Raw genomic sequence first — 23,433 nt, forward strand, 5'->3', positions numbered from 1 at the left:
CAAAAAAGAAAGAGGATGCGTATGAAAAACAATTTTTTTGCTACACTAAAGAAATACCGTCATGCCTGGGCATTTTCCTATTTTGCACTCTATCTTTCCTGGTACATCTACTTAGAAAGAACAATCACTGCAAAGAGTGCCTATCATATTATGCACAGTGCCCTTGACGACTATATCCCATTTAATGAATATTTTATCATCCCATATTACATTTGGTTTTTATATGTTGCGGGTCTTGTGTTTTTCTTCTTTTTTAAAGACAAGGCCGAATTTTATCGATACATCCTGTTTTTGGCCGCAGGAATGAGTATATCACTTTTTATCTGCCAAATTTATCCAAATGGCACAGACTTTCGTCCTGTGCTGGATGCCAATAAAAATTGGGCAACAAAGTTAGTGTCTCTCATTTATGCCAGCGACACCCCGACCAATGTCTTTCCAAGTATTCATGTCTATAACTCCTTGGGAACACATCTGGCCATAGTAAAGAGTAAGCACTTTGCACATCATCCAAAATTAAAAATACTATCGGCTGTGATTGCCATTTCCATTTGTATGTCCACTGTATTTTTAAAGCAACACTCCATTATTGATGTCACCGGTGCGACCATCCTTTGCTACTTTGCCTATGCATTGATTTATAGTCATGCACCAGCATATCAGGAACAAGCAGAAAAAGAAACTTCACAAATTATTGGCTAAGGAAAGGGCTTTTGCACACGCAAAGGCCCTTTTCGTTTCTAATTAAATCCATATGCTCTTTGTGAAATCTGATAGCCCAAGACGGCAATCTTTCTTCCAAACTTTCCTGGTAAATTCATAACTTGCCCAAGCAATCCGTAGCGCAGCCTTTTGTAGAGTTTTGGATTTGTTTCTCTTAAATACTGCCAAATTTCTTTCTTCTTTTCCATATTCTCTGGAAGCTTTGACTGAATCGCAAGAATAGAGCAAATTGTCATCATAATCTCTAAATACAAAATCATATATCTTCTCAACTTCTTGCTCTTTAATTGGTAAGGATCATAAAAGTCAATCATCATCTTTGTGACACGAAGCTGCTGGTCAATGCGACTAATCATCACCTGTTCATTGACTGACTGGTCCTCTCGTCCAATATAGTAGCGATAAAAGTTTACATCCATATAGTACAATTTTTTTACATAGGGCAGTGGCTGATATACAAAAATATTATCGACATAGAAGGTATGCTTTGGCAAATGCAAGTTACACTCCAAAAGTAATTCTCTTCGATAAATGACAGAATGCATCAAAATATACTGACCTGGCCAAAATCTTCCAATGTCCTCCCAAGAAAGCAGTCTATTTTCTTTGAGTACTTTTCTGTAGTTCATTACTCGCTTCCTTACTGCTCCCTCCTTGTCATAGACAAAATTGCTAATCAAAAGATCTAGTCTTTCGTTTTTCTCTTCTAATTCCTTTAATTTTTTCAAAATCTTTTGATAAGACTTTTTGTCTACCCAATCATCAGAATCAACAACTTTAAAAAATTTCCCCGTTGCCTGTGCTAGACCAAGCATCACGGCATCGCCATGTCCGCCATTTTCCTTATGAATTGCTCTGCAAATTCCTGGATACTTCTTCTCATATTCATCTGCAATCTCTGCTGTGTTGTCCTTAGTCGAACCATCATCAACAATCAAAATTTCTACATCTTCACCGCCCACAAGCAATGACTCAATACATTTTCTCATATATGCTGCCGAATTGTAGCAGGGAACAGCAATACTTAATATTTTCATTTTTTCCCCTCTCATTTTTTTCTATCCTACAATTATAAATGATTTTTATTGCTTTTTCCACTTCAAAAAAGTTATAATAAATTGCATATAAATATTAAGAATATGGAGGTACTACAATGGGAAAGAAAAGATTAGTTATTTCCCTTGGACACAAGGATTTAGGAATAAATTTTCCAGAGCAAAAAAAGGCGATTGCAAAGACGGCTGAATTTATTGCTGATTACATTCAAGCAGGTTGGCAAACCGCCATTGTTCACTCCAATGCTCCACAGGTAGGGATGATCAATACAGCAATGAATGAATTTGCCAAAAATCACGAAGGTTATACCAACGCTCCAATGAGCGTCTGCTCTGCAATGAGCCAAGGTTATATTGGCTATGACTTACAAAATGCACTTCGCACTGCTCTCCTTCGCAAGGGTTCTTCCACACCTGTGAGCACCATCCTCACTCAGGTCACCGTAGATCCATTTGACGAGGCCTTCAATGCCCCAACCAAAAAAGTAGGACGCTATCTCAGTGCTGAGGAAGCCATTGAAGAGGAAGACAAGGGAAATTATACCACTGAAATTGCTGGAAAGGGATTCCAGAGAGTGGTAGCTTCACCTAAACCAATCTCTATTATAGAAATTGACGCCATCAAGGCTCTTATCAATGCTGACCAGGCAGTGATTTGCTGTGGTGGCGGTGGCATTCCTGTCATTCAGCAAAATGAAAATCTCATTGGTGCAGGTGCAATTATTGAAAAAGACCTGGCAAGTGGTCTCCTCGCCACAAATCTTGATGCTGACACCTTAATGATTTTGACCTCTGTAGACCATGTATTTACAAATTTTGGTAAGGACAACCAGACATCCATTTCTTCAATGACCGTTGCACAGGCAAGACAATACATTGCCAATGGAGAGTTTGAGGCTTCGAGCATGTTGCCTAAGGTGGAAGCTGCCATTCAATTCGTTTCCTCTGGTGAGGGAAAAAGGGCGATTATTACCTCAAGAGAGCAAAGCCTTGCTGCACTTGAAAATAAGGCGGGAACCATTATTACTGCCTAAGTGAAAATATCCAAAATAAAATTAGGGCTGCATTTTTGCAGCCCCAATTTTTATTCCTCTTTCTCTAGTTTCTTTAAATCTTGATAAAACTTCGGATATTCTCTTTCCAACCTCAACACCTTTCCCTGTGGATTTAAAAAGCAATGTTCCGATCTTCCTGTGCACACCACTTCCTCTTTGTCATTCTTAATTTGATAATTTAGACAGAGGCGAACACCTTGAAATTTTTCAATTTCTACTGTAATTTCTACTTCATCCGCAAAGGTTGTCGACTTCTTGTACTTACATTCCACCAAAGTCACAGGAATCATAATGCCCATCTCCTCGAGCTTATCATACCCCCACCCCATTTCTCTCAAAAAATCAATTCTCGCCTCCTCAAACCAACGAATATAATTGGAGTGATGCGTAATTCCCATGCGATCTGTCTCGTAATACTGTACTCTTCGTCTCATTTTTTTCCTTTCTTCATAAATTGAAACCATTTGATGGGCATTTGTTGCACCACACTGATGGCCATAATAATGGTAAACGCGGATGTTGCACAACTGTGCATATATTGCAAGGCCAACATCTCATGCCCCACAATCAAAAAATATACCGCACGATAAAAGCTAAGTCCTGGCACCAATGGGAAGATACTCGTTGCCAAAAATATGGTCATTGGACATCTTCTTCGTACTGAAAGTGCTCTCGAACACAGAACCACAATAATCCCCGGAAGGAGAGTGGAAAGAACTTCTTGCTTAAGATAAAGATTAAAAACTAAATATAACAGCCAAGACATCGCACTCACCCAAAATAAATCCCAAAAGTAACGCTTCGGTGTTCCATAGAGTAGTGCAAAAGCCACTGTGCCAACACCTGCACTCACTACTCGCACAACCCACCCCGATATCCCTTGAATATCTCCAGAAAACACTTCTGACATCTGATTGGCAAAGGGTAAAAGAGCAATGACCATTGCCACACCAACCGAAATGGAAATTCCTGTGAGCAATGCTGACATCAATAGTGTCAACCCCGTAGAATAATTATTTTGCGAAAACTCTCGAACAGAATTGACAAAGGCTGCCCCTGGAACCATCACCATCAACGCACCCAAAATCATCAATCCAATATGCTCTCCAAGTCCCATCCAATGAAGAACACAGGCAACAAAAGTAACCACCGCACTTCCGACAATGGTTTGTAAAAATTGTGCCTTAACAAACTTTTGCATCGGAACCATCACAAGACCAAGGCTCATTCCTGCAACACCAGAAACTATGGAATCCATCCAAGAGCTTCCCAATGCCAAAGAAAATCCCAATGCACCAATAAAATAGGCGATCAATACCCAAATATACGAATACCCCTTCATCTCTTCAATCATTTTTAATCGCATCTGGACATACTGCGAATTGACTCTTATTCCCACTTTTAAACTTCTAGAAAGTGCGTTGACCGCCTCTAATTTCCCCAAATTGACCGAGATTGCAATGACATTGGCCACTCTAGCCTCTGCTTTTCCCCTTCGAGTACAACCTGATACAATCACTGCGCCATTGACAACATAGGATTCAAAATTTGTAATTCCAAAGACTTCCGCCATATGTTTCATGGTCTCTTCTACACGATACACTTCTGCACCACTCGTCACCAAAATTCTTCCTGCCTCTACTACAGCATCCAATTCTGATTTTTGTATATTCATTTTTCTGCCCCCTGGACATAATCTAGTGTTTTCACGATAGCACATTCTAAACAGTTATGCAACTTGACATTTTTATACGAAACATATCTCTCTATGCAGATGCACTTTCTATTGCTATAATAGAGACAGATATTTGTACTTGTAAACAAGGAGGAATTTTTTTGAAAACGATTAAAAACTATGTTCGTGTACAGAGTCTAGAAGAAGCCTATACTCTAAATCAAAAAAAAGCGAACAAGATTATTGGTGGCATGCTCTGGTTGAAAATGCAAGGTGGTCATCTTCAAACCGCCATCGATTTATGTGACCTCAATCTCAACACGATTGAAGAAACAAGTGAAGAATTCATATTCGGAACAATGACCACTCTTCGACAGCTTGAACAACACAAAGCCTTCAATGCCTTTTGTCAAAATGCTGCTCAAAAAGCAGTCAAAGATATTGTTGGTGTGCAATTTAGAAATCTGGCAAACATCGGTGCAAGTCTGTGGGCTCGCTTTGGCTTTTCTGATGTATTAACCTTATTTTTAGCACTTGATGCCGAGGTAGAACTTTACAAGGCTGGAAGAATCCCTCTTTCTCAATTTGTAAATCTTCCCTTTGACAATGATATTCTTGTTCGCATCATGGTAAAAAAATCAAATTGTGCGATTGCCTATCAATCCGTTCGCATTCAGCGTACCGATTTTCCTGTGCTCAATTGTGCAGTTTCCTGCATTGATAAAAAAGTGCGAGCGGTCATCGGGGCACGCCCCGGAAAAGCAATGGTTTTCTTTGATGAAAATCATCTTCTTGACAATGGAATCACAGAAGAAAGTGCCAAATCCTTTGGCAAATATGTTGCCGAGCAAGTTACCACACAGAGTAATGTCCGCGGAACAAGGGAATACCGCAGACAACTAGCTGAGGTGTTGACGACTCGTTGCACAATGGAATTGAGAGGAAATGAAAATTAAATGGAAATTACAATGACTTTAAATAGCAAAACTATTACTGACCAGATCGATGCCGATCTTTTACTCATCGATTTTGTCCGCAAACATGGCTGTTTCAGTGTAAAGCGAGGATGTGAAACCGCCAACTGTGGGTTATGCACTGTTTTAATGGACAATGTGCCTGTTCTTTCTTGCTCTATACTTGCTGCTCGTGCAGCCAATCACAATGTACAAACTCTTGAGGGACTCCAAGATGAAGCAAATGAATTTATCGGATTTATTGCTGATCAGGCCGCCGAACAATGTGGTTTTTGCAATCCTGGATTTGTTATGAATACAATTGCCCTCCTTCGAGAAAATCCTGACCCAAGTGATGATGAAATTAAGGACTTCTTAGCTGGCAATCTCTGTCGCTGTTCAGGATACGAGGGACAATTAAGAGGCATTCGAAACTACTTAAATACCAAGAAGAAAGCTGAGGTGTAATATGCAGCAATTTACTCATGTCAATCAATCTATTCGAAAGACAGACTCCATGCAACTTTTACTTGGAAAGCCGTTGTTTATGGACGATATTGTCCCAAAGGATGCCTTGATTGTAAAACTTCTTCGAAGTCCACATGCCCATGCAATAGTCAAGGAAATTGATACCTCTAGGGCAAAAAATGTGGAAGGGGTAGTGGATATTTACACCTGGCAGGATGTACCAAATTTGCGCTACACCAATGCTGGTCAAACTTATCCCGAGCCATCTGCCTATGACCGATTAATTATTGATCGCCACCTTCGCTTTGTTGGTGATGTCGTTGCCATCGTGGCTGCCGAAAATGAAAAAGCAGCAGACCGTGCCCTCAAATTAATCAGAGTACAATACGAAGTTTTAGAAGCCATTCTTGACTTTCACACTGCAAAGGACAATCCAATTCTCGTTCACCCAGAAGAAAATTGGAAGGCACTCTGCCCCGTTGGTGCCGACAATAAAAGAAATCTTGTGGCCACAGGAAGTGATGTAAATGGCAATATCGAAAAGATTCTCGCCGATTCTGATATTGTCATTGACCATACCTATCACACTAAGGCCTATAACCAAACAATGATGGAGACATTTCGCACCTACACCAAACTTGACCGCTTTGGAAGGCTTCATGTTATCTCTTCCACTCAAATTGTATTCCATGTGCGCCGAATTCTTTCTAATGCCCTTGGCATTCCAAAGAGTAAAATTCGTGTAGAAAAGCCTCGTATCGGCGGTGGATTTGGTGCAAAGCAAAGCTCTGTGAGCGAAGTATATCCTGCTTTTGTCACAATGAAAACTGGACGACCAGCACAAATTATTTATACAAGAGAAGATTCTTTAATTGCTGGTTCTCCTCGCCACGAAATGGAAGTTCATGTTCGCCTTGGAGCAAGTAAAGAGGGAAAAATTCGTGCACTTGACATCTACACTTTGTCCAATTCTGGTGCCTACTCCGAGCATGGACCAACAACGGTTGGTCTTTCTGGGCACAAGTCCATCCCTCTCTACAGCGGATCCTTAGAAGCCTATCGCTTTGCCTATGATGTTGTCTACACCAACCGTCAGGCCTCTGGTGCCTATAGAGGTTATGGAGCAACTCAGGGAACTTTTGCGGTAGAAAGTGCTGTCAATGAGCTTGCTGAGAAATTGGGAATGGATCCAACACTTCTTCGCGATATCAATATGGTCAAGCAGGGAATGCAAATGCCTGCCTATTACAATGAAATTGCCAATTCTTGTGCCCTTGATCGCTGTATGGATACCTGTAGAAAAATCTTTGACTGGAATGCGAAATACCCTGTCCGTGATATGGGCAATGGAAAAGTGAGATGTGCCGGCGTTGCGATGTCGATGCAAGGATCAGGTGTATCCAATGTCGATGTGGGATCAGCAACTCTTCGCCTTGGCGATGATGGAACTTATAATCTCATCATTGGTGCTGCGGACATGGGTACTGGCTGTGATACCACTTTGGCTCAAATTGCTGCCGAAGTTTTGCAGTGTTCTATGGAAGATATTGCTGTATTCGGTGCGGATACCGATATTTCTCCATATGACTCTGGATCTTACGCCTCTTCAACTGCCTATATTACAGGTAAGGCTGTAGAAAAAGCTGGTAGAAAGCTGGTCGAAAATATCTGTAAACTTGCCGCAACGATGTTTGACTGTGCAGAAAGTGATGTTCGCTTTGAGGGAAGTCAGGTTTCTCGCATCAGTACAGGAGAAACCCTGAGCATTCAAAAGATTGCCACCAAGTCTCAATGTGGAAATAATATTTCCCTCGATGTAACAGAGACACATTACTCGCCTGTATCCCCACCTCCATTTATGGTCACCATGGTGGAAATTGAGCTCGATCGTCTCACAGGAGAGGTCAAACTTCTCGACACAAAGGCGGTTGTCGACAGTGGTACACTCCTCAATCCAGCCATTGCCAGAGTGCAGGCAGAGGGTGGTCTTGCACAAGCTATAGGGCATACCTTAACTGAAAACCTCAACTATACAAAGACAGGTGCTCTCATTGAGAACTCCTTTATGCAATATAAGATTCCAACTCGACTTGATGTCGGACGCATTCAAGTTGAATTCGAGCACACCTTTGAGCCAACAGGACCTTTTGGAGCAAAATCCATTGGTGAAATTGTCATCAATACACCTGGTCCTGCCATTGCTCACGCCATTTACCGTGCAACAGGTGTATGGCACAGAGAATTGCCAATTACACCATGTCAGATCGCAATGAAAAAATCAGATAACTAAAAAATATCCTAGCCAGTGCATCACTCTGCATCTTGGCTAGGATATTTTTTTATTTTTTGTCCAGATATCTTTGATATCTCTGATTTTGTATGCGATTATTCAGTGTAGCAACCAAAAATTCCCATAAACCCACAAATAAATGTCCATTGACCATCTGAAGTAGGGCACAAACCATTTCCATACTCATTCGCCCTCCACTCATCTTTGCTAAGCTTCGAAATGGCATATGATATACAAACAACAAATTTAAATCCAAGCTTCCCATCATCTGCCTGCGATTTTTCTTTCTTACCAAATAGCGATAAATTCCCCTGGCAAGTTTGCTCTTTGCATAATAAAGTTGCCCCACCGTATCATCTACACTCAAATCTGCATTCCACTGTTCCTTTTTAGACACTCGATGGAGTAATTTTAAGAATTCTTTTTTTGTCACCTTTGGGGTATTTCCACTGTAGTAATGTGGCAATATTTCCTCTTGACTCTTTCCCTGCCAATGCACATTTTTCTTTATGATCTTTCCTCTCAACCAAATATCTTCACAGCTTTCGCCGACAAAAATCTCATATTCCCCAGGCTCTACATCCCATTTTTTTATTTTTTCATTCCAAAATCGAAAGCTATACTGATCAAAGCAAATATCCACTTGCTTTTCTTCTCCCCGCTTTAAAAAAACCTTGGTAAATCCCTTTAGCTCCTTCTTTGCTCGAAAAACCTTGCTCTTTGCAAGGCCAATATACATCTGGGCCACCGTTGCCCCATCAAATTTTCCCACATTTTTTATAAAAAAATGAATGCCCTTATCATCAACCTGCAAATTTCTATACAAAAAATCGGTGTAAGAAAGTCCAAATCCAAATGGAAAAGATAGCTGGATATTCCTCTTTTCGTAGTAGCGGTAGCCAACATAGATGCTCTCTCTATACTGTACATTTTTATGGCTTTCTCTACCAAAAATGGAAACATCTTCGTATTTCATTGGATAACTCTCCGCCAAATGCCCCGATGGATTGACTCTTCCTGTCAACACCTCCATCATCGCTGATGCCCCTGCCTGACCTGATAAATAGCCATGAACGATCGCCCTACAGTGCTTTTGCCAATCCATTTCTACCACTGAGCCACCACTGAGTACCACCACAATATTTTGATTCATCTTCTGTAATGCAGCCAACACATCCAATTGATTTCTTGGGATTTTCATATGCTTTCGATCTAGTCCCTCAGTCTCACTGCTCTCTGTAAGTCCCATATAATAGATGATCACATCCGCTCGTTTAGCTAACCACATTGCATCAAACATTTTTTTTACATTGGGCAGTCCATTTCTCTCATATCCTGATGCAACGCCAACCACATTAAGTCCAAAGTGCTTAGCACAGTCCACACTATTTTCTAATTTTGTCGGCCGAACAAGTGAAGATCCCGCCCCTTGATACCGAGGAGAAAAGGCAAAATCTCCAATGAGGGCAACCGACTGACCTTTTTTTAGTGGCAAAACTTTGCCCTCATTTTTTAGCAGCACTGCACTTTGTGCCGCTGCCCTTCTGGCCAAACAGTGATGTGCCTTTATATCAACATCCATTGGCTTTTTCTGGCTCAATTCATCAATGGCATTCAGTAAATCCAAGACAGCAATATCTAGTTCCCGTCTCGAAAGTCTATGGTCTTTTAATGCCTCCAACAATTCTCTTGCCGAAGCTAAGCCTGCAGCAGGCATTTCCAGATTAGAACGCATCTTTACCCCTTTGACATGGTCGCAACTTCCACCCCAATCTGTGACAACCATTCCCTTAAAATTCCACTCTCTCCGCAAAACTTTCTTTAAAAGATAGGGATTTTCATTAGAATAAATCCCATTAACCTTATTGTAACTGGTCATCAAAGATTTCGCTTTTGCATCACAAATGGCCATTTCAAAAGCACTCAGATAAATCTCCCGAAGTGCACGCTCATCAACAATGGCATCCATTGACATTCGGTCATCTTCTTGACTATTGACTGCAAAATGCTTTGGGCAAGCATAGATGCCCATCGACTGTATTCCACGAATATATCCTCCCGCCATTTTTCCCGTCAAATAGGGATCTTCTGAAAAATATTCAAAATTGCGACCACACAGTGGATTTCTCTTGATATTCATTCCAGGACCAAGCAAAATGTCTACTCCCTGATGCCTTGCCTCCTGCCCAAGTGCCTCTCCAACTTCCTCAGCCAATTGCTCATCCCAACTGTTCGCCATCGTTGCCGCCGTCGGAAAACAAGTGGCCTTCATCGATTCTTGCATTCCCAAATGGTCTCCCGCTGTGTTCTGCTTTCGAATGCCATGAGGACCGTCAGAAAGGGTTATGGACGGAATTCCCAATCGCTTGATCCCCCTGGTCTCCCAGACATTTTTCCCCGATAAGATGGCCGCCTTTTCTGGCAAAGTCATCTGCTCCATCCATAATTTACTCTGTTTGCTCACTCATCATTCCTCGATTTGGATCACTGAGAATACGCTGAATATTTTTTTCTGCACATTCTTCCAATTGCTGATACTTTATTCTATCTTCTTTACTCATTCCCTGATAGCACACCGCATGAAAATCTGCTATAGCCTGTTCAATGTCCCTCCCAATCTTCATTGCCTCTGCATCCAATGTATAAACACTATTGGTAATCTCCACCTTTTGAATCTGTACCATCTTTTTCCAGATCAATTTCTGTACCGTAGCCAGAATCATTGCCTGAGATCTATCCAAATAATTCGCAATCTCCTTGATGGTTGCACCAGTCTTTACAAAATGTAAGACCATCAACACAGCAACATCTTCCATCTTCAAATTGTAGCGAAGACCGATCGCCGTCAAATAGCGAGAGATCAATTTGCTTTTATAGTAATGATTGACAAAAATATTGTCTGGAAGACGATCAAAGAGATAGACCGCTGGAAGTTCCTCTCCCAGTCGCTTTGTGCCTGGAATGCCAGGAATACTGGCATCATCCTTTGAAAATCCAATTAAAAAAGACAAAATCTCCAATTTTCGGCTTTTGTATTCTTCTTCTGTATGCAACTTTTGGTAAAAATCATCGTAGTATTGCATGACACTCCACTTCATCGCTGCAATCTTTTTTAAATTCATATTTTTCGCAACCAATGAGCCTTCTGTCTTTACATAGTAGTAGGTTGGAGCATTGAGTGCCACAATTCGCTCACAATGTAAAATATAATCCATTGCAAAGATAAAATCCTCACAAAAACTGATGTCTCGATCCATTCGCAAATGATACTTTTCTAAAATTTCTCTTCGAAACAATTTGTTCCAAATGACACCATAGTAGTAATCTGCAGGATTCTCCATCATGCGATCGCCATATTCTTGTCTAGTCATCACATCCTCTGTATCAATATCGCCCTTGACCGAAATATGCTTTCCCACCACACGATAAAAATCAGAAATCACCATATCAGCATTGGTCTCTTCAGCCTTTCGTACAAATAACTTTGTTGCATCGGAACTAATCCAGTCATCGGCATCCAAAAATTGAATATACTCACCTTTTGCTCTATCCAATGCTTGATTTCTGGTATCCGAAACACCAGAATTTTTCTTGTGTACGGCACACACTCTGGAATCTTTTTTTGCATATTCATCAATAATCACTCCACTTTCATCCTGACTGCCATCGTCCATCAGCAACAATTCAAAATCTTGAAATTCCTGTCCAAGTACGCTATCAATACAGCGTCTCAATGATTCCTGTGCATTGTACACAGGAACAATAATACTTACCTTCATTTATCTATCCTCTTTTGTTTACTTTGCAAAAAGAGAGCCACAAAGAAAATTTCCCTGCGACTCTCCAAACGATATTCTTTATGATTGCCAATAGGACGGGCGATGCTCTTCATATTTTGTGATTTCTCCATCGTGCTCCAAAGTAATGGAAATATCATCCAGTCCATTCACCAGCTTATACTTCCATTGTTTATCAATATCAAATGAGAACTCTCCAACTGGAGAAATAATCTTTTGATTTGGAAGGTCAATCGTCACCTCATCACTTGGCTTTAAGCTAGCCAATTTTTTTCTCACTTCCAGCGGTTGTACAATTGGCAAAAGCCCATTGTTTAACTCATTATTGTAGTGGATATCACTAAATGATCCAGCAATCACCACACGAAATCCATAATCGACCAGTCCCCAGGCCGCATGCTCTCTTGAAGATCCTGAGCCAAAGTTGTCACCTGAAATCAAAATGGTCGCCTTCTTGTACTCTGGTTTGTTGAAGACAAAATCTGGATTCTCTGTCATCTTATCATCCAAATATCTCCAATCATACATCAAATACTTCGCATATCCCTTTTTCTCAATGCTCTTTAAAAATTGCTTTGGCATCAACTGATCGGTATCAATATTATTGTTCATCAAAGGAACTGTCGTTCCAGTATAAATCTTAAATTCTTCCATCAGACTGCCCCCTTCTTACACTAAAGATTCTGGTAATTTTCTTACATCTACAAAATGGCCATAAATAGCCGCCGCTGCTGCCATAGCTGGAGAGCAAAGATGTGTTCTTGCCCCTGCTCCCTGTCGTCCTTCAAAGTTTCGGTTTGAAGTAGATGCACAATGCACACCTGGAGCTACACGGTCTGGATTCATACCAAGACACATCGAACAACCTGGCTCTCTCCACTCAAAGCCAGCATCGATAAAGATTTTATCAAGTCCTAACTCTTCTGCAGCACGCTTTACTGGTCTTGAACCTGGAACAACAATCGCTGTCAGTGTCGATGCAATATGCTTTCCCTTGACATACTTTGCTGCCTCTTCAAGATCACAGAGACGACCATTGGTGCAAGAACCAATAAATACATAGCCAATATCAATCCGGTCGATCGTCTGTCCTGGCTTTTCTCCCATATAGTCATAGGCACGCTCATCATTGACATCGCGAATTTCTGGGAATTTCTCGCCAAAAGCTACCCCCATACCTGGATTCGTTCCCCAGGTAACCATCGGTGCAAGCTCTGACACATCAATTTCCATCACCTTATCGTACTTTGCATCTGGATCAGAAACCAAAGTCTTCCAATCTTCTACAGCCGCATCAAAGTCTTTTGGTGCACACTCTCTTCCCCTCAAATAATCAAATGTCGTCTGATCTGGATTGATCATTCCCACCTTTGCCCCAAACTCAATGGACATATTACTGATGGTCATTCTCTGCTCCATATTTAAGGCCTCAATTGCCTCTCCTGTATATTCAGCTGCATATCCCGAACCAGAAGAAACGCCATACTTTGCAATTAGAGCCAGAATATAGTCCTTTGCACCAATGCCAGGTTGTGGCTTACCCGTAAACTTCACCAACAACTTCTTTGGCTTCACCTGCCAAATGCACTGAGTGGCAAAGACATGTTCAACCTCCGTCGTACCAATACCAAAGGCAATTGCACCAAATGCACCATGGGTTGCCGTATGACTATCCCCACAGACAATGACCTTTCCCGGTTGTGTTCTTCCTGTCTCTGAGCCAATCATATGAACAATACCCTGTTTTTCTGAGCCATGCTCTGCACAAGGTACACCAAATTCTTTGACATTTTTTGCCAATGTATCGAGCTGTAACTTGGAAATTTCATCATCAATCTTAAAAATATCCACTGTCGGAATATTGTGATCGAAGGTAGCAAAAGTTAACTCTGGTCTTCTCAACTTTCGATTTTTCTCTCTGAGTCCCTCAAAAGCCTGTGGGCTAGTTACTTCATGAATATAGTGCTGGTCTACATACAAAAGCTGAGGTTCGCCCTCTTTTCCTGTAATGACATGTCTATCCCAGACCTTGTCAAATATTGATTTTCCACTCATAGTATTTCCTCTTTTTAGAAATTTTTTATTGTTGTCTCCCTATTTTACTAAGAAGATGCTTAGATTTCAAGCAACTTTCTGTTATGGTAGCTATTCCTCTTCATCTTCTTCATCCCACTCCACAGTGCTGACAATCTTTGTCTTTGACCAGCGTTCATAAAATAATCTCTTTTTCATCAAGACCTTAATTGCTGCCAAAAAGAAATAGAGAATATACACGCCACTCAATAGACAAAGAAGTACAAACTGCACACTATCTTGTACTCCTTCTCTCTCAGCCAAATAGAGCATAGCATAAAAAAGAAGATTGGGAATCCAAAATACAATCAATTCCAAGCTTCCATAGCGCAAAAAATAGGAATACCAAGGCAAAGCTCTCGCCTTTTTCTTTCCTCGAATTCTTGTCTTGGTCAAGAATTTTCCAATGGTTCTTCCTCTAGTAAAAATTGGCAAAATACTAAAGTAGGCAAGAACCACAATCCCATAAAATTCCACTCTACTTATGAAGATCCCAAATTGCCTCAAAGCCCAAACAACTACACCGAGTAGACCTAAGTCAATCATCAAAGAAATCAACCTTCTTGGCAAAGAAATACTCTTTCCTCTCTCGTAACTTGTCGCATCAATCTCTTCTCTGCTCGGCAAAAATGCCATAAACGGCCAAACAATGAAAAATCCCAAAAATCCCCCCATCGTATTAAAGATCAAATCGTCCACCGCAAAGAGTCGATAACTTCCCTTATAGATAAAATATAGCCCCGAAAGCTGTGTCAACTCGAAAAAGAGGGAAAGAAAGAACGAATAAATGGTTGTCTTTATCACTCCTTTTTTAAAATAATAATGCAAATACATTCCAAACGGAATCGTCATAAAAACATTGAGTAAATTGGTCATAAAGGCAGGACTCTTCAATAAATTGATCCATGTTCTTGGGTCATCCTTTTCGATATGTACTTGTTGAAAAATTTTAGGGATAAACTGCAATGCTTCTAGCTCTCTCTTATGCCCATGTAGTTTTGCGGCCTCCTGTGCAGAGGGCAAAGGTAAAATAACTAAACAATACACACAGAGCATATACAAAATAAATGAGTAAACCACAAATATGCGTATACTCCATACTGACCCATACTTAAAATAATTATAAATAACATAGGGAATGGTCACTATCAACACAATCAGCGGATAAATGAACATTGCCTGTGTTAAAACTCTCACATAAAATTGCATCTTCTTTTACTCCAGCTTTCTCATTCTACACTAAATAACAAAAATTCTTGGGCAGAAACCTCCACCCAAGAATTTTTTATCTATTCTTCAACACCATCACTCCAAAGCTTTAAATCTTCCTTGGAAATATCTCCACCAAGACGCTTTCCCTCAGCAACCTTAGCCTTGCGCTCAAGTAAATTATTAATTCGCTCACAAGTCATCTTCATAGCACTTCCGCCTGATGTGCAGAATGGGAAAATAATTTTTCCTTCGAAGTTATAGGATGTAAGGAAGGTATCAACTACACTTGGTTCTCTCTCCCACCAAAGTGGAAATCCCAAGAAAATAGTATCATACTCATCCATATTTAACTTCTCCCCTGCAAGCTCTGGGCGACAATTTGGATCAGACATCTCTTTTGTCGTTCTTGATTCCTTATTTTTCCAATCCAAATCCTCAGCAGTATAGGCCTTTGCAGGGACAATCTCATATAGGTCTGCACCTTCGATCTGAGCTAACTCCTGTGCAATCTTTTTTGTGTTTCCACTGACACTAAAATAGGCTACTAATGTCTTCATGATTTTTCCTCCTCTATTTACAGAATAAATCTAACATTAGCATTATAACATAACTTCAGCAATCTTTCCATCACCTATTCAAGTGTCAACAAAAGTGCCATCTTAAACTTTTCTGTCGCCTTTACAGAGTGAAGACCGCCTTTGGCAAAATGGAAATTCTCTCCTGCCACAATCTTATGTTCCTTGCCTTCATATACAATCACACCTTCTCCATCTAAAGCAAATACAATCGCTTCACCTGGTGCTGCATGTTCTGAAAGTCCTGTTCCCTTATCAAAGGCCATAATCACAAATTTCATCTTCTCATTGTGAACAATATCCATATTCACAATCTTTCCCTCTTGATATGGAACTAATTTTGCTAATTGAAATACCTCTCCTGCCTGAATTGCACTATTCATCATATCCTCCTTTTGAATGGAAATCTCCGTGTAAACTGCACCCTCTTTTGTGCACATACCTACTGGAACATCAGTAAAAGTCAAAATTCCCTCGCCAACCCCCAAGGTCTTTGTCCAGCCATCTCTTCCATAGACCTCAAGGCTTCCCTCGGCAACAAGAATCAACTTGTGATAGGGAAAAATTTCTGCACTAATATCGGTGTCCTTCGCTAGCGAAAAATAAATAATACTGTTTCTAGCTGAATAAACTTCCTTTGAAATCGTGCAGCCCAAAACAGGTTGATTATCCCTTGAAATTGAAAATACCTCTCCAACTTTCTCCTTCATCTCTACACCTCCCTTTCACAGAGAATAGTATAACAAATATCTTCCCTACTTTTCTGTATCATTTGATACAAAATCATTAGTTTTTTCACCATTTTATGCCATAGAAAGAAAACTTTTCTAAATGATTTTTTTCACTGCATCCAAACACAGAAGCAATGCATACTCATAGGCATTACCTCCCCAATTTCTCTCATCATACTTTTCCACATCAACAAGGCTATCTGCTGTATATAAAATCATTCCCCATATCACTTTGCGAAAGGAAGCACAGGCTGCAAGAGCCGAACATTCCATTTCGACAACAGAACAACCTTCGCTCTTTCGGTAAGCAACCTTATCCTTTGTCTCTCTAAAAAAGCCATCGGTCGACCAGGTCATTACCTCTTGATATTTCATTCCATGCTCTACAATGGTTTCTTCAATTGCTTTTCTTGCCACTTCGTTGATTTGAATAAACCGAGAAGGTTGTATATAGTGATAGGAAGTTCCCTCATCTCTCAAAGCTTTGTAGGGAACAAGAAATGTACTCTCTTCAAATGACTCCAAACAACCACAAGAACCAGCTGAAATGATTTCTCTCACCCCATATCCAATTAACCAATCGAGTATCTGTGTGGCTGCTGCAGCACCCACTGGAGCTTGGCAAAGCACAATAGGTTCTCCCCCATCATTTAGGACATAAATAGGATATTTTTTGGTCGCACTAATAAATTCTGCCACTTTTTCAGCATGATGATGAATTGCAAACTGATCAATATAATCGCCCAAAAAGGCAAACACACATTTTTTAGGTAAATCTAGGTCTAACTTTTCATGCGTGGGATCAATTACTGCATATGGATTGGTATCGTATTCGAGTATAGGAATAGTATTTTTTATGATACTCATCTAGTAAAAATTCTCCTGAAATTATTTTTTATCTTGAAAGCAAGTCTTGCAATCTCCCTAGCCAAAGGTCAATATCTCCCTCCTCCCAAAAATCTTGAAGAACTCCCTCACAAAATCGTTCTATGCGCACAGCTCCTAAGATAAGAGCCATAACACATTGCAAATCAAGCTGAGAAACATCAGCCTCATGAAGAGAAATCGATGTCCATTCAATTCCATTTTCCTTTAAAATTTCTTGATAATGGACAAGATCTAATTCTGGACAAGTTGAAGCTACATTGCTTACACAGTTAGTAAATTCCATTCCCTTTTCTGAAAATTGCATAAATCTACCCTGCCACACCATTATCTTTGCCGTCTTTAGTGACTGTCGCAAATCGGCTAACTTTTGAATCGCCTTTCTTCCATCTTGACTAACCATAATTTTATCTGCCATCATTTTTCCCTCTACTATTTTTTCCCCCTGTGCGTAAATTTCCATTTTTATCAAAGTGCTTGTGCAGTTCAATTTCTGTCAACACAAGAGTAAGAAGCAGGACAATGATCTGTATATAAGAGATAATCCCTCCTGCAGTACCAACAGTATCTATGTCCTTTCCAATAAAAAAGAGCATTGCAACCACAGATAATGGAAGAAGAACTAATCCACAGTAGAGCCATATCTTGCCAGCAATTTTATGAGCATACTTCCATGTGGTTTCATTTTTCATCGATAGCTTAGTCCTATATCCGTAAAAAGAATTTATACTCTTGGGCGGATTATTTATAAATCTCCTACCAAATACAATCATAACTAGTGGGCAAAGCAAATCCATGATAAACATAAAAATCCAGAATCCCAAAGCAATACCTCCTCGCTCAAAGAGCTACTTGATCACAATTTCCTGCAATACTCGTCATGCTCATATATGTTGTTAATGACCCTTTTTCTTCTGTTTTCTTTTTTGCTGTTTTAGATCGAACTGACGCTGCTTTTCTGCTTCCCTCTGCTCTTTACTCCTTTGCTGACGCTTAATCTTACTCTCTGTCATCTGCAATTGCAAAGCCTGTTGTGACTTTGTGCCTATACCATTACTTTGCACCTGCTTTTGTGCCACTCTCTGCCTGCGTTTTGGATTATCTGCAATCTTTTTGATATTGACAGAGATAGAAGGACTAAATTTTAAATCATCATAATGATGAAGAATAAAATCATACACCTCATAATCCTTCGGCTCTGAGCCAAAAGTAACTTTAGCAACTGTCAGCTTTTCATCTTCAACTCGCTCAAAAATTCCAACCCAAAAAGGTGTGTCAAATAAGACAGTCATCCCACAACTAATATGTTTCATAAAATTCCTCCTTGATCAAATACATACAAAGAACGGACAACCCAAGGAGGGAAGGTTACTTACCCTGTTAATCTTAACAGGATGACCGGGCTACCTACCGGCTCTGACACACCATAAAAGTATGCGTTGCGTTTTTATCTTTGTTTACACTTACAATATCATGGATTTTCCAAATTTAAAATACCCAATATAGTACAAGAATTACATTCAATAGATTTCCTACCAATTGTCTAAGCATTGCCATTAAAACTCTATTTCTAGAATATTTAAAGTTTTATATACCTTAAATTATTCCTTATTAAAGACTATTTTAACCTCAGCCCCTGCCGTCCTTCCACTATAATTTTTCAAATACAAGTTGCCATTATTTGCCACAACAATATTCTTCACTCCCCATAAGCCTAAGCCATGTTTATCGCACTTATCTTTTACTTTTCCAGAAATAAATTTTTCTGTAAGTAAAGGTAATAAGTCTTTATCAAAACCCATTCCTTCATCTCTAACTGTCAAAATAAATTCACTAGGTTCATCTTTAAACGCTACCATTATTTTAGAACCCTTTTTAGAATACTCGACAGCATTAGTGACTATATTTTGTAGTGCTACAGCTACTTCCTCTTTATCTAACTTAATATTACTAGATTCACTTTTTATTACTTCTAAAGTCAGACCATTTAACCTACATATACTAGACATTACCTCAATCCAATATAAAATCACTTCATTACTTACAACATCTTTTTTCCCTTCCATCGTATAAGAAAATTTTTTTAATTTTTCAATATACTTTTCCAGTCTATCAATACCATTTGAAATATCTGCAAATCTTTCGGATGACAAATCCCTATGCTCTTCTTTTAATAATTCTAAATTGCCTTTAATCAGTGTTATTGGTGTTCTTATGTCGTGAGTAAGTTGTTCCACCAACTCTTTTTGCTTAACTTGCATATCCCATTGCTCACCAAGAGATTTTTTTAGATTTTCAGCCAGTACATCAATCGAACGAAGTACTCCATCTATTTCTTTATATTCAGAATGCTCTCTCTCATAATCCAAATCCATCCGACTGATGTTATCATTCGCCATAGCAATTTTGTAAATTTCCCTCTTTAATATATTTGATGAACGAATGAGAAGCAAAGCAAATCCCAAAAACCAAATCATTAGTATTAGGACAATATATCCACACTCGAAATTTTCAAAGAATCTATAAAGCTTTTCATTGGTAAATATAACATTAACTCTGTATCTTATTACCAGTTGTCTATTTCCCCTAGTATAAGCCTTAAAAATATTCGATCCTATAATTTTACCACTGATGGCCCTTCCGTTTTTTATGGCCTGCTGTACTAAATCATCATACTTTTTATCAATGGTATTTTCTATTATTTTTCCATCTTTCAAATATAAAAAATCATAATAATATGGTATTTCCGCTGGTGTCCAATCTTCTGTTTGAAAACCTGCTTCCACTTTTTCCGACTGAATGTCCGCATAGTTGGCAGGGTAGACTACACCGGTATTTAATAATACATTTAATCCTACATAAAATAACACAACAATAAAAAAACTATATACTAACTCCATAATTGCATATTTGCTGATTAAATATCTTAAACTTTTTTTATTTCCCACTGATAACCAACTCCCCAAACTGTTTTTATAGGATTTATACAATATGGCTCAAATTTACTTCTTATTAATTTGATTCTTTCGGTAATCGTTGTAGAGCTATCACCTTCCTTGTCATAACCATAAATTGCTGTATAAATTTTTTCTTTCGAAAATACTTGATTTTTATTTTTTAATAAGAACTCACAAATTTCATATTCGCTATTTGTAAAACTTATCTCTACATTATCAAAATAAATTTTTTTCGAAAGCAAATCACAAGATATCGGATAATCTATAAGTTTTGAATGTTTCTCTCTATTTTCTCTCCGAATATGTGCAGCTACCCTTGCCCTAATTTCAGCAACAGAAAATGGTTTTGTCACATAATCATCTGCCCCTAGTGCAAATCCTTCAACTTTATCTTTTTCAAAATCTTTCGCTGTAAGTAAAATAATAGGAATGTCTATCATATTTCTATATTTAGTCAAAAATTCAAAACCCGACATTTCTTCCATCATGATATCAAGAATAATCAAGTCATATTTACATAAATCACTCGGCTCAATTTTCAGTGCCGAATCGCAAATAACAACATTATATTCTTTCTCAAAGGTTAACTTTAATAATTTCAGCAAATCCTTGTCATCATCTATTATGAGAAGATTCATACCTTTTATTCCTCCATTTTACTTATTCCGTCCCATTGATTATACCAAAATGAAAATATTTCCACACTTACAAATGAGATCAAAAAAGATAGAAAAAGATAAAAAACAATAGTGTCCACATTAAAAGAGTAATGGGTATATCCATATAGAAGTCTTAGCGGATAAGCAAATGGAAAGTAATACCATATACCACTTCCTAAATCCGTTGTACCTAAAAGAATGGCAGCCAAGGTAAAAATAACACCTAACAAAATAGAACCTGTATAATCAAATTTTAAACTTAAAAATTGATACACTGGCACCATACTAATCAAACCTACAGCCCCAATTATCATATAAACTGTCAAATTTAACATTTGAATCTTAATTCCATAAAAGTATAAAAACAACATAAATGGTAAGATCGCTATCCCTTCAATGGTGATCAATAATATAAAAATAAATAAAAATCTAGAAAAAAATAATTTTTTTCGACAAATTCCTATTCTTAAATCATTGGCGTATCCTCCAGCTTTTTTATCGCTTTCATATAACATGGGAATAAAAAAGCTGATAGAAAAGCCTGCCAAAACAGTATATGCTCCAAAAAAAGAGGCAAGCTCTACTCCTTTTAAACCAGCAGAACTTAGAAGATATACAATAAAAAGACCAGTAAAGATTAACGGGCACAAAATAAGTACCATTCTAGATGGTGTTCTTTTGGTTCTCATCCAGTAAGACTTTAAAATATTAAACATGACTTTTTCCTCTTTCTATTCCTATATTTATAACTGTTATTATGACATACACCATAACACTCAACACTAATCCAACATACACGGCGTTCATTGCTGTTAATGGTGATGATTTTTCCAAAAAGGTACCATTGGGATGAACCTCAACAATAGGACATAGTATCCTTAAATTATAATCCCAAGGGAAAAACTTCCAATACGAGGTTACAGCAATCATTGCTGATGGAAAAGTAAAGACAAAATTAATTAAAATCACTAAAAACTTTTTATTAAATAATTTATAAATAAAAAAAGATAAAGCAATTACCGGCAAACTTCCAATAAATAAACAACAAGTGGCTAATACCATAATTTTAAGACTAATTTCTTCTTGTAAGAAATATTTGCCCACTAAATAAATTCCGATCGATGACAACATCAAAATAGTAAATAATTCAAAAACAACCATTCCATTCTTGGCAATTAACATCTTTTCCGGGAGTATATTCAGTCTTCGCCACAAAGCAATGTGCTCTTCTTTCTCTTTACTAACAATATTAACTACCAGCAGGCTTAACACAATAGGTAAAATCATAACAGGATACCAATTAAATGCTGTGGCCATTAAATAACTTCTTCCCGCAGGACTTTGCCCCATAATACTGACCATAAAAAGATTAAATAACACAAAAATAATAGGTACTATATATTTTAGTGCAGAATTGGCAGCTCTTTTTTCCTTAATCCATTCCACTTTCAGCATCTTAATCATCATTCGTCACATCCTTTCTAATAATTTCCATAAATAAATCTTCCAGCTTAGATTGGTTGCTATTTTGCCCTTCATAACTCAAATGTCCCTTATTAATGATGCCAATTTTATCCGCAATCTGCCCCACTTCACTCAAAATGTGACTTGATAATATGATTGTAATCCCATGATCTGAAAGCATTTTTATCAACTCTCTTAACTCTTGAATTCCCAACGGATCCAACCCATTTGTTGGTTCATCCAAAATTAATAATGACGGGCTGTTAATCAGTGCCATCGCAATACCGAGTCTCTGTTTCATACCTAAGGAGAACTCTTTTGCTAATTTTTTTCCTGTATTCGTCAATGAAACCATCATAAGTACTTCATCAATTTTCTTCCTATCAATATTTAGCAAAGTAGTAATAATCTCTAAATTTTCATAAGCCGTTAAATTTGGATAAATAGCTGGATGCTCAATAATTGCCCCAATTTTCTTTACATCATCTGCATCTAATACATGATTTTCAAACATCACTTCACCTGAGCTTTTTGGAATCGCTCTTGTTATGATTTTTAGTAATGTTGATTTTCCCGCACCATTAGGGCCCAACAGACCATATACCGTGCCTTTTTCCACTTGAATTGAAACATTATTTAGTGCAATCCCATTTTTATATTTTTTTGTCAGTCCTTTCGTTTCTAATAGAATACTCATTTGATTTACCTCCATAATTTGATGATGTCATTATAAATAATAAAAATAACTAAATTATAACTAGAAAAAATTTTTATGAATTTATATATTTTGAATTATATTTTTTGATAAATAAAAAGCACTCCATATCTCTATGAAATGCTTTCAAAAAATAGGACCTCTTC

General features: G+C 38.4%; 24 protein-coding genes. 5 read left to right on the forward strand and 19 right to left on the reverse strand.

Going from position 1 to position 23,433, the window contains the following annotated elements; all coding sequences use genetic code 11:
* The first annotated feature begins 15 nt into the window (after nucleotides 1-15).
* The gene (locus tag J5A74_10135; protein QUI95711.1) at nucleotides 16-702 is read left to right on the forward strand and encodes a phosphoesterase; all 687 of its coding nucleotides are present in this window, start codon (nucleotides 16-18) and stop codon (nucleotides 700-702) included.
* Nucleotides 703-740: 38 nt separating this feature from the next.
* On the opposite strand, the gene J5A74_10140 is transcribed toward J5A74_10135, so the two are convergent.
* Nucleotides 741-1,760: a glycosyltransferase family 2 protein gene (locus J5A74_10140; protein ID QUI95712.1), complete on the reverse strand. Its 1,020-nt coding sequence runs from the start codon at nucleotides 1,758-1,760 to the stop codon at nucleotides 741-743.
* Nucleotides 1,761-1,876: 116 nt separating this feature from the next.
* Here J5A74_10140 and J5A74_10145 point away from each other — a divergent pair, with 116 nt between their 5' ends.
* Nucleotides 1,877-2,812 (forward strand): carbamate kinase, encoded by a 936-nt coding sequence (locus tag J5A74_10145; protein ID QUI95713.1) that lies wholly within the window; start codon nucleotides 1,877-1,879, stop codon nucleotides 2,810-2,812.
* Nucleotides 2,813-2,862: 50 nt separating this feature from the next.
* Here the strand turns inward: J5A74_10145 and J5A74_10150 are convergent, their stop codons facing one another.
* On the reverse strand, nucleotides 2,863-3,267 hold the full coding sequence (locus J5A74_10150; protein ID QUI95714.1) for an acyl-CoA thioesterase: 405 nt from the start codon (nucleotides 3,265-3,267) through the stop codon (nucleotides 2,863-2,865).
* Complete coding sequence (locus tag J5A74_10155; GenBank protein ID QUI95715.1) at nucleotides 3,264-4,508, reverse strand: threonine/serine exporter family protein; 1,245 nt, start codon at nucleotides 4,506-4,508, stop codon at nucleotides 3,264-3,266. Before J5A74_10155 ends, J5A74_10150 begins: the two co-directional genes overlap by 4 nt.
* A gap of 161 nt (nucleotides 4,509-4,669) precedes the next feature.
* Between J5A74_10155 and J5A74_10160 the strand changes: the two genes are divergently transcribed.
* From J5A74_10160 to J5A74_10170, 3 genes are read left to right on the forward strand one after another with little or no spacing between them, the layout of a single operon-like run.
* Nucleotides 4,670-5,464: an FAD binding domain-containing protein gene (locus J5A74_10160; protein QUI95716.1), complete on the forward strand. Its 795-nt coding sequence runs from the start codon at nucleotides 4,670-4,672 to the stop codon at nucleotides 5,462-5,464.
* Nucleotides 5,465-5,929 (forward strand): (2Fe-2S)-binding protein, encoded by a 465-nt coding sequence (locus tag J5A74_10165; GenBank protein QUI95717.1) that lies wholly within the window; start codon nucleotides 5,465-5,467, stop codon nucleotides 5,927-5,929.
* Nucleotides 5,930-5,978: 49 nt separating this feature from the next.
* Nucleotides 5,979-8,219: a molybdopterin-dependent oxidoreductase gene (locus tag J5A74_10170; GenBank protein ID QUI96890.1), complete on the forward strand. Its 2,241-nt coding sequence runs from the start codon at nucleotides 5,979-5,981 to the stop codon at nucleotides 8,217-8,219.
* Between the two features lie 49 nt (nucleotides 8,220-8,268).
* Here J5A74_10170 and J5A74_10175 read toward each other — a convergent pair whose 3' ends face one another.
* From J5A74_10175 to J5A74_10250, 16 genes are all read right to left on the reverse strand, one after another.
* Entirely contained in the window at nucleotides 8,269-10,659 is a 2,391-nt protein-coding gene (locus tag J5A74_10175) for a glycoside hydrolase family 3 C-terminal domain-containing protein (GenBank protein ID QUI96891.1), read from the reverse strand.
* A 7-nt stretch (nucleotides 10,660-10,666) separates the two neighbouring features.
* A complete protein-coding gene (locus tag J5A74_10180; GenBank protein QUI95718.1) occupies nucleotides 10,667-11,998 on the reverse strand; it encodes a glycosyltransferase family 2 protein in 1,332 nt (443 codons plus the stop codon).
* Nucleotides 11,999-12,076: 78 nt separating this feature from the next.
* Nucleotides 12,077-12,670, reverse strand: a complete 594-nt coding sequence (gene leuD / locus J5A74_10185; protein QUI95719.1) for a 3-isopropylmalate dehydratase small subunit — start codon at nucleotides 12,668-12,670, stop codon at nucleotides 12,077-12,079.
* A gap of 15 nt (nucleotides 12,671-12,685) precedes the next feature.
* Nucleotides 12,686-14,071, reverse strand: coding sequence for a 3-isopropylmalate dehydratase large subunit (leuC, locus tag J5A74_10190; GenBank protein QUI95720.1), 1,386 nt, complete (start codon nucleotides 14,069-14,071; stop codon nucleotides 12,686-12,688).
* 90 nt (nucleotides 14,072-14,161) lie between these two features.
* Nucleotides 14,162-15,298 carry a VanZ family protein gene (locus J5A74_10195; protein ID QUI95721.1) on the reverse strand — a complete coding sequence of 379 codons (1,137 nt, stop codon included), beginning with the start codon at nucleotides 15,296-15,298 and terminating at the stop codon, nucleotides 14,162-14,164.
* A gap of 80 nt (nucleotides 15,299-15,378) precedes the next feature.
* Nucleotides 15,379-15,861: an NAD(P)H-dependent oxidoreductase gene (locus J5A74_10200; protein QUI96892.1), complete on the reverse strand. Its 483-nt coding sequence runs from the start codon at nucleotides 15,859-15,861 to the stop codon at nucleotides 15,379-15,381.
* A 71-nt stretch (nucleotides 15,862-15,932) separates the two neighbouring features.
* The gene (locus tag J5A74_10205; protein ID QUI95722.1) at nucleotides 15,933-16,586 is read right to left on the reverse strand and encodes a cupin domain-containing protein; all 654 of its coding nucleotides are present in this window, start codon (nucleotides 16,584-16,586) and stop codon (nucleotides 15,933-15,935) included.
* Between the two features lie 117 nt (nucleotides 16,587-16,703).
* Entirely contained in the window at nucleotides 16,704-17,474 is a 771-nt protein-coding gene (locus J5A74_10210; GenBank protein ID QUI95723.1) for a nucleoside phosphorylase, read from the reverse strand.
* Between the two features lie 28 nt (nucleotides 17,475-17,502).
* A complete protein-coding gene (locus tag J5A74_10215; GenBank protein ID QUI95724.1) occupies nucleotides 17,503-17,913 on the reverse strand; it encodes a hypothetical protein in 411 nt (136 codons plus the stop codon).
* Nucleotides 17,900-18,316: an SdpI family protein gene (locus J5A74_10220; protein QUI95725.1), complete on the reverse strand. Its 417-nt coding sequence runs from the start codon at nucleotides 18,314-18,316 to the stop codon at nucleotides 17,900-17,902. The genes J5A74_10215 and J5A74_10220 overlap by 14 nt, the downstream gene beginning before the upstream one ends.
* A 72-nt stretch (nucleotides 18,317-18,388) precedes the next feature.
* A complete protein-coding gene (locus J5A74_10225; GenBank protein ID QUI95726.1) occupies nucleotides 18,389-18,805 on the reverse strand; it encodes a YjdF family protein in 417 nt (138 codons plus the stop codon).
* A 288-nt stretch (nucleotides 18,806-19,093) separates the two neighbouring features.
* Nucleotides 19,094-20,440, reverse strand: a complete 1,347-nt coding sequence (locus tag J5A74_10230; GenBank protein QUI95727.1) for a HAMP domain-containing histidine kinase — start codon at nucleotides 20,438-20,440, stop codon at nucleotides 19,094-19,096.
* Nucleotides 20,419-21,087 (reverse strand): response regulator transcription factor, encoded by a 669-nt coding sequence (locus J5A74_10235; protein QUI95728.1) that lies wholly within the window; start codon nucleotides 21,085-21,087, stop codon nucleotides 20,419-20,421. Before J5A74_10235 ends, J5A74_10230 begins: the two co-directional genes overlap by 22 nt.
* A gap of 5 nt (nucleotides 21,088-21,092) precedes the next feature.
* Nucleotides 21,093-21,824 carry a lantibiotic ABC transporter permease gene (locus J5A74_10240; GenBank protein ID QUI95729.1) on the reverse strand — a complete coding sequence of 244 codons (732 nt, stop codon included), beginning with the start codon at nucleotides 21,822-21,824 and terminating at the stop codon, nucleotides 21,093-21,095.
* A complete protein-coding gene (locus J5A74_10245; GenBank protein QUI96893.1) occupies nucleotides 21,817-22,572 on the reverse strand; it encodes a lantibiotic ABC transporter permease in 756 nt (251 codons plus the stop codon). The genes J5A74_10240 and J5A74_10245 overlap by 8 nt, the downstream gene beginning before the upstream one ends.
* Nucleotides 22,565-23,269: a lantibiotic protection ABC transporter ATP-binding subunit gene (locus J5A74_10250; protein QUI95730.1), complete on the reverse strand. Its 705-nt coding sequence runs from the start codon at nucleotides 23,267-23,269 to the stop codon at nucleotides 22,565-22,567. Before J5A74_10250 ends, J5A74_10245 begins: the two co-directional genes overlap by 8 nt.
* Nucleotides 23,270-23,433: the final 164 nt, after the last annotated feature.

It is taken from the genome of Lachnospiraceae bacterium oral taxon 096 (assembly GCA_018141845.1).
In the GTDB taxonomy this organism is placed as follows: Bacteria; Bacillota; Clostridia; order Lachnospirales; family Lachnospiraceae; genus F0428.

Bases quoted from the DNA above. Each gene is read 5' to 3' on its own strand.
- J5A74_10135 (QUI95711.1), top strand. From the start codon at position 16: ATGCGTATGAAAAACAATTTTTTTGCTACACTAAAGAAATACCGTCAT.
- J5A74_10140 (QUI95712.1), bottom strand. From the start codon at position 1,760: ATGAAAATATTAAGTATTGCTGTTCCCTGCTACAATTCGGCAGCATAT.
- J5A74_10145 (QUI95713.1), top strand. From the start codon at position 1,877: ATGGGAAAGAAAAGATTAGTTATTTCCCTTGGACACAAGGATTTAGGA.
- J5A74_10150 (QUI95714.1), bottom strand. From the start codon at position 3,267: ATGAGACGAAGAGTACAGTATTACGAGACAGATCGCATGGGAATTACG.
- J5A74_10155 (QUI95715.1), bottom strand. From the start codon at position 4,508: ATGAATATACAAAAATCAGAATTGGATGCTGTAGTAGAGGCAGGAAGA.
- J5A74_10165 (QUI95717.1), top strand. From the start codon at position 5,465: ATGGAAATTACAATGACTTTAAATAGCAAAACTATTACTGACCAGATC.
- J5A74_10170 (QUI96890.1), top strand. From the start codon at position 5,979: ATGCAACTTTTACTTGGAAAGCCGTTGTTTATGGACGATATTGTCCCA.
- J5A74_10175 (QUI96891.1), bottom strand. From the start codon at position 10,659: ATGGAGCAGATGACTTTGCCAGAAAAGGCGGCCATCTTATCGGGGAAA.
- J5A74_10180 (QUI95718.1), bottom strand. From the start codon at position 11,998: ATGAAGGTAAGTATTATTGTTCCTGTGTACAATGCACAGGAATCATTG.
- leuD (QUI95719.1), bottom strand. From the start codon at position 12,670: ATGGAAGAATTTAAGATTTATACTGGAACGACAGTTCCTTTGATGAAC.
- leuC (QUI95720.1), bottom strand. From the start codon at position 14,071: ATGAGTGGAAAATCAATATTTGACAAGGTCTGGGATAGACATGTCATT.
- J5A74_10195 (QUI95721.1), bottom strand. From the start codon at position 15,298: ATGCAATTTTATGTGAGAGTTTTAACACAGGCAATGTTCATTTATCCG.
- J5A74_10205 (QUI95722.1), bottom strand. From the start codon at position 16,586: ATGAAGGAGAAAGTTGGAGAGGTATTTTCAATTTCAAGGGATAATCAA.
- J5A74_10210 (QUI95723.1), bottom strand. From the start codon at position 17,474: ATGAGTATCATAAAAAATACTATTCCTATACTCGAATACGATACCAAT.
- J5A74_10215 (QUI95724.1), bottom strand. From the start codon at position 17,913: ATGATGGCAGATAAAATTATGGTTAGTCAAGATGGAAGAAAGGCGATT.
- J5A74_10225 (QUI95726.1), bottom strand. From the start codon at position 18,805: ATGAAACATATTAGTTGTGGGATGACTGTCTTATTTGACACACCTTTT.
- J5A74_10235 (QUI95728.1), bottom strand. From the start codon at position 21,087: ATGAATCTTCTCATAATAGATGATGACAAGGATTTGCTGAAATTATTA.
- J5A74_10240 (QUI95729.1), bottom strand. From the start codon at position 21,824: ATGTTTAATATTTTAAAGTCTTACTGGATGAGAACCAAAAGAACACCA.
- J5A74_10245 (QUI96893.1), bottom strand. From the start codon at position 22,572: ATGATTAAGATGCTGAAAGTGGAATGGATTAAGGAAAAAAGAGCTGCC.
- J5A74_10250 (QUI95730.1), bottom strand. From the start codon at position 23,269: ATGAGTATTCTATTAGAAACGAAAGGACTGACAAAAAAATATAAAAAT.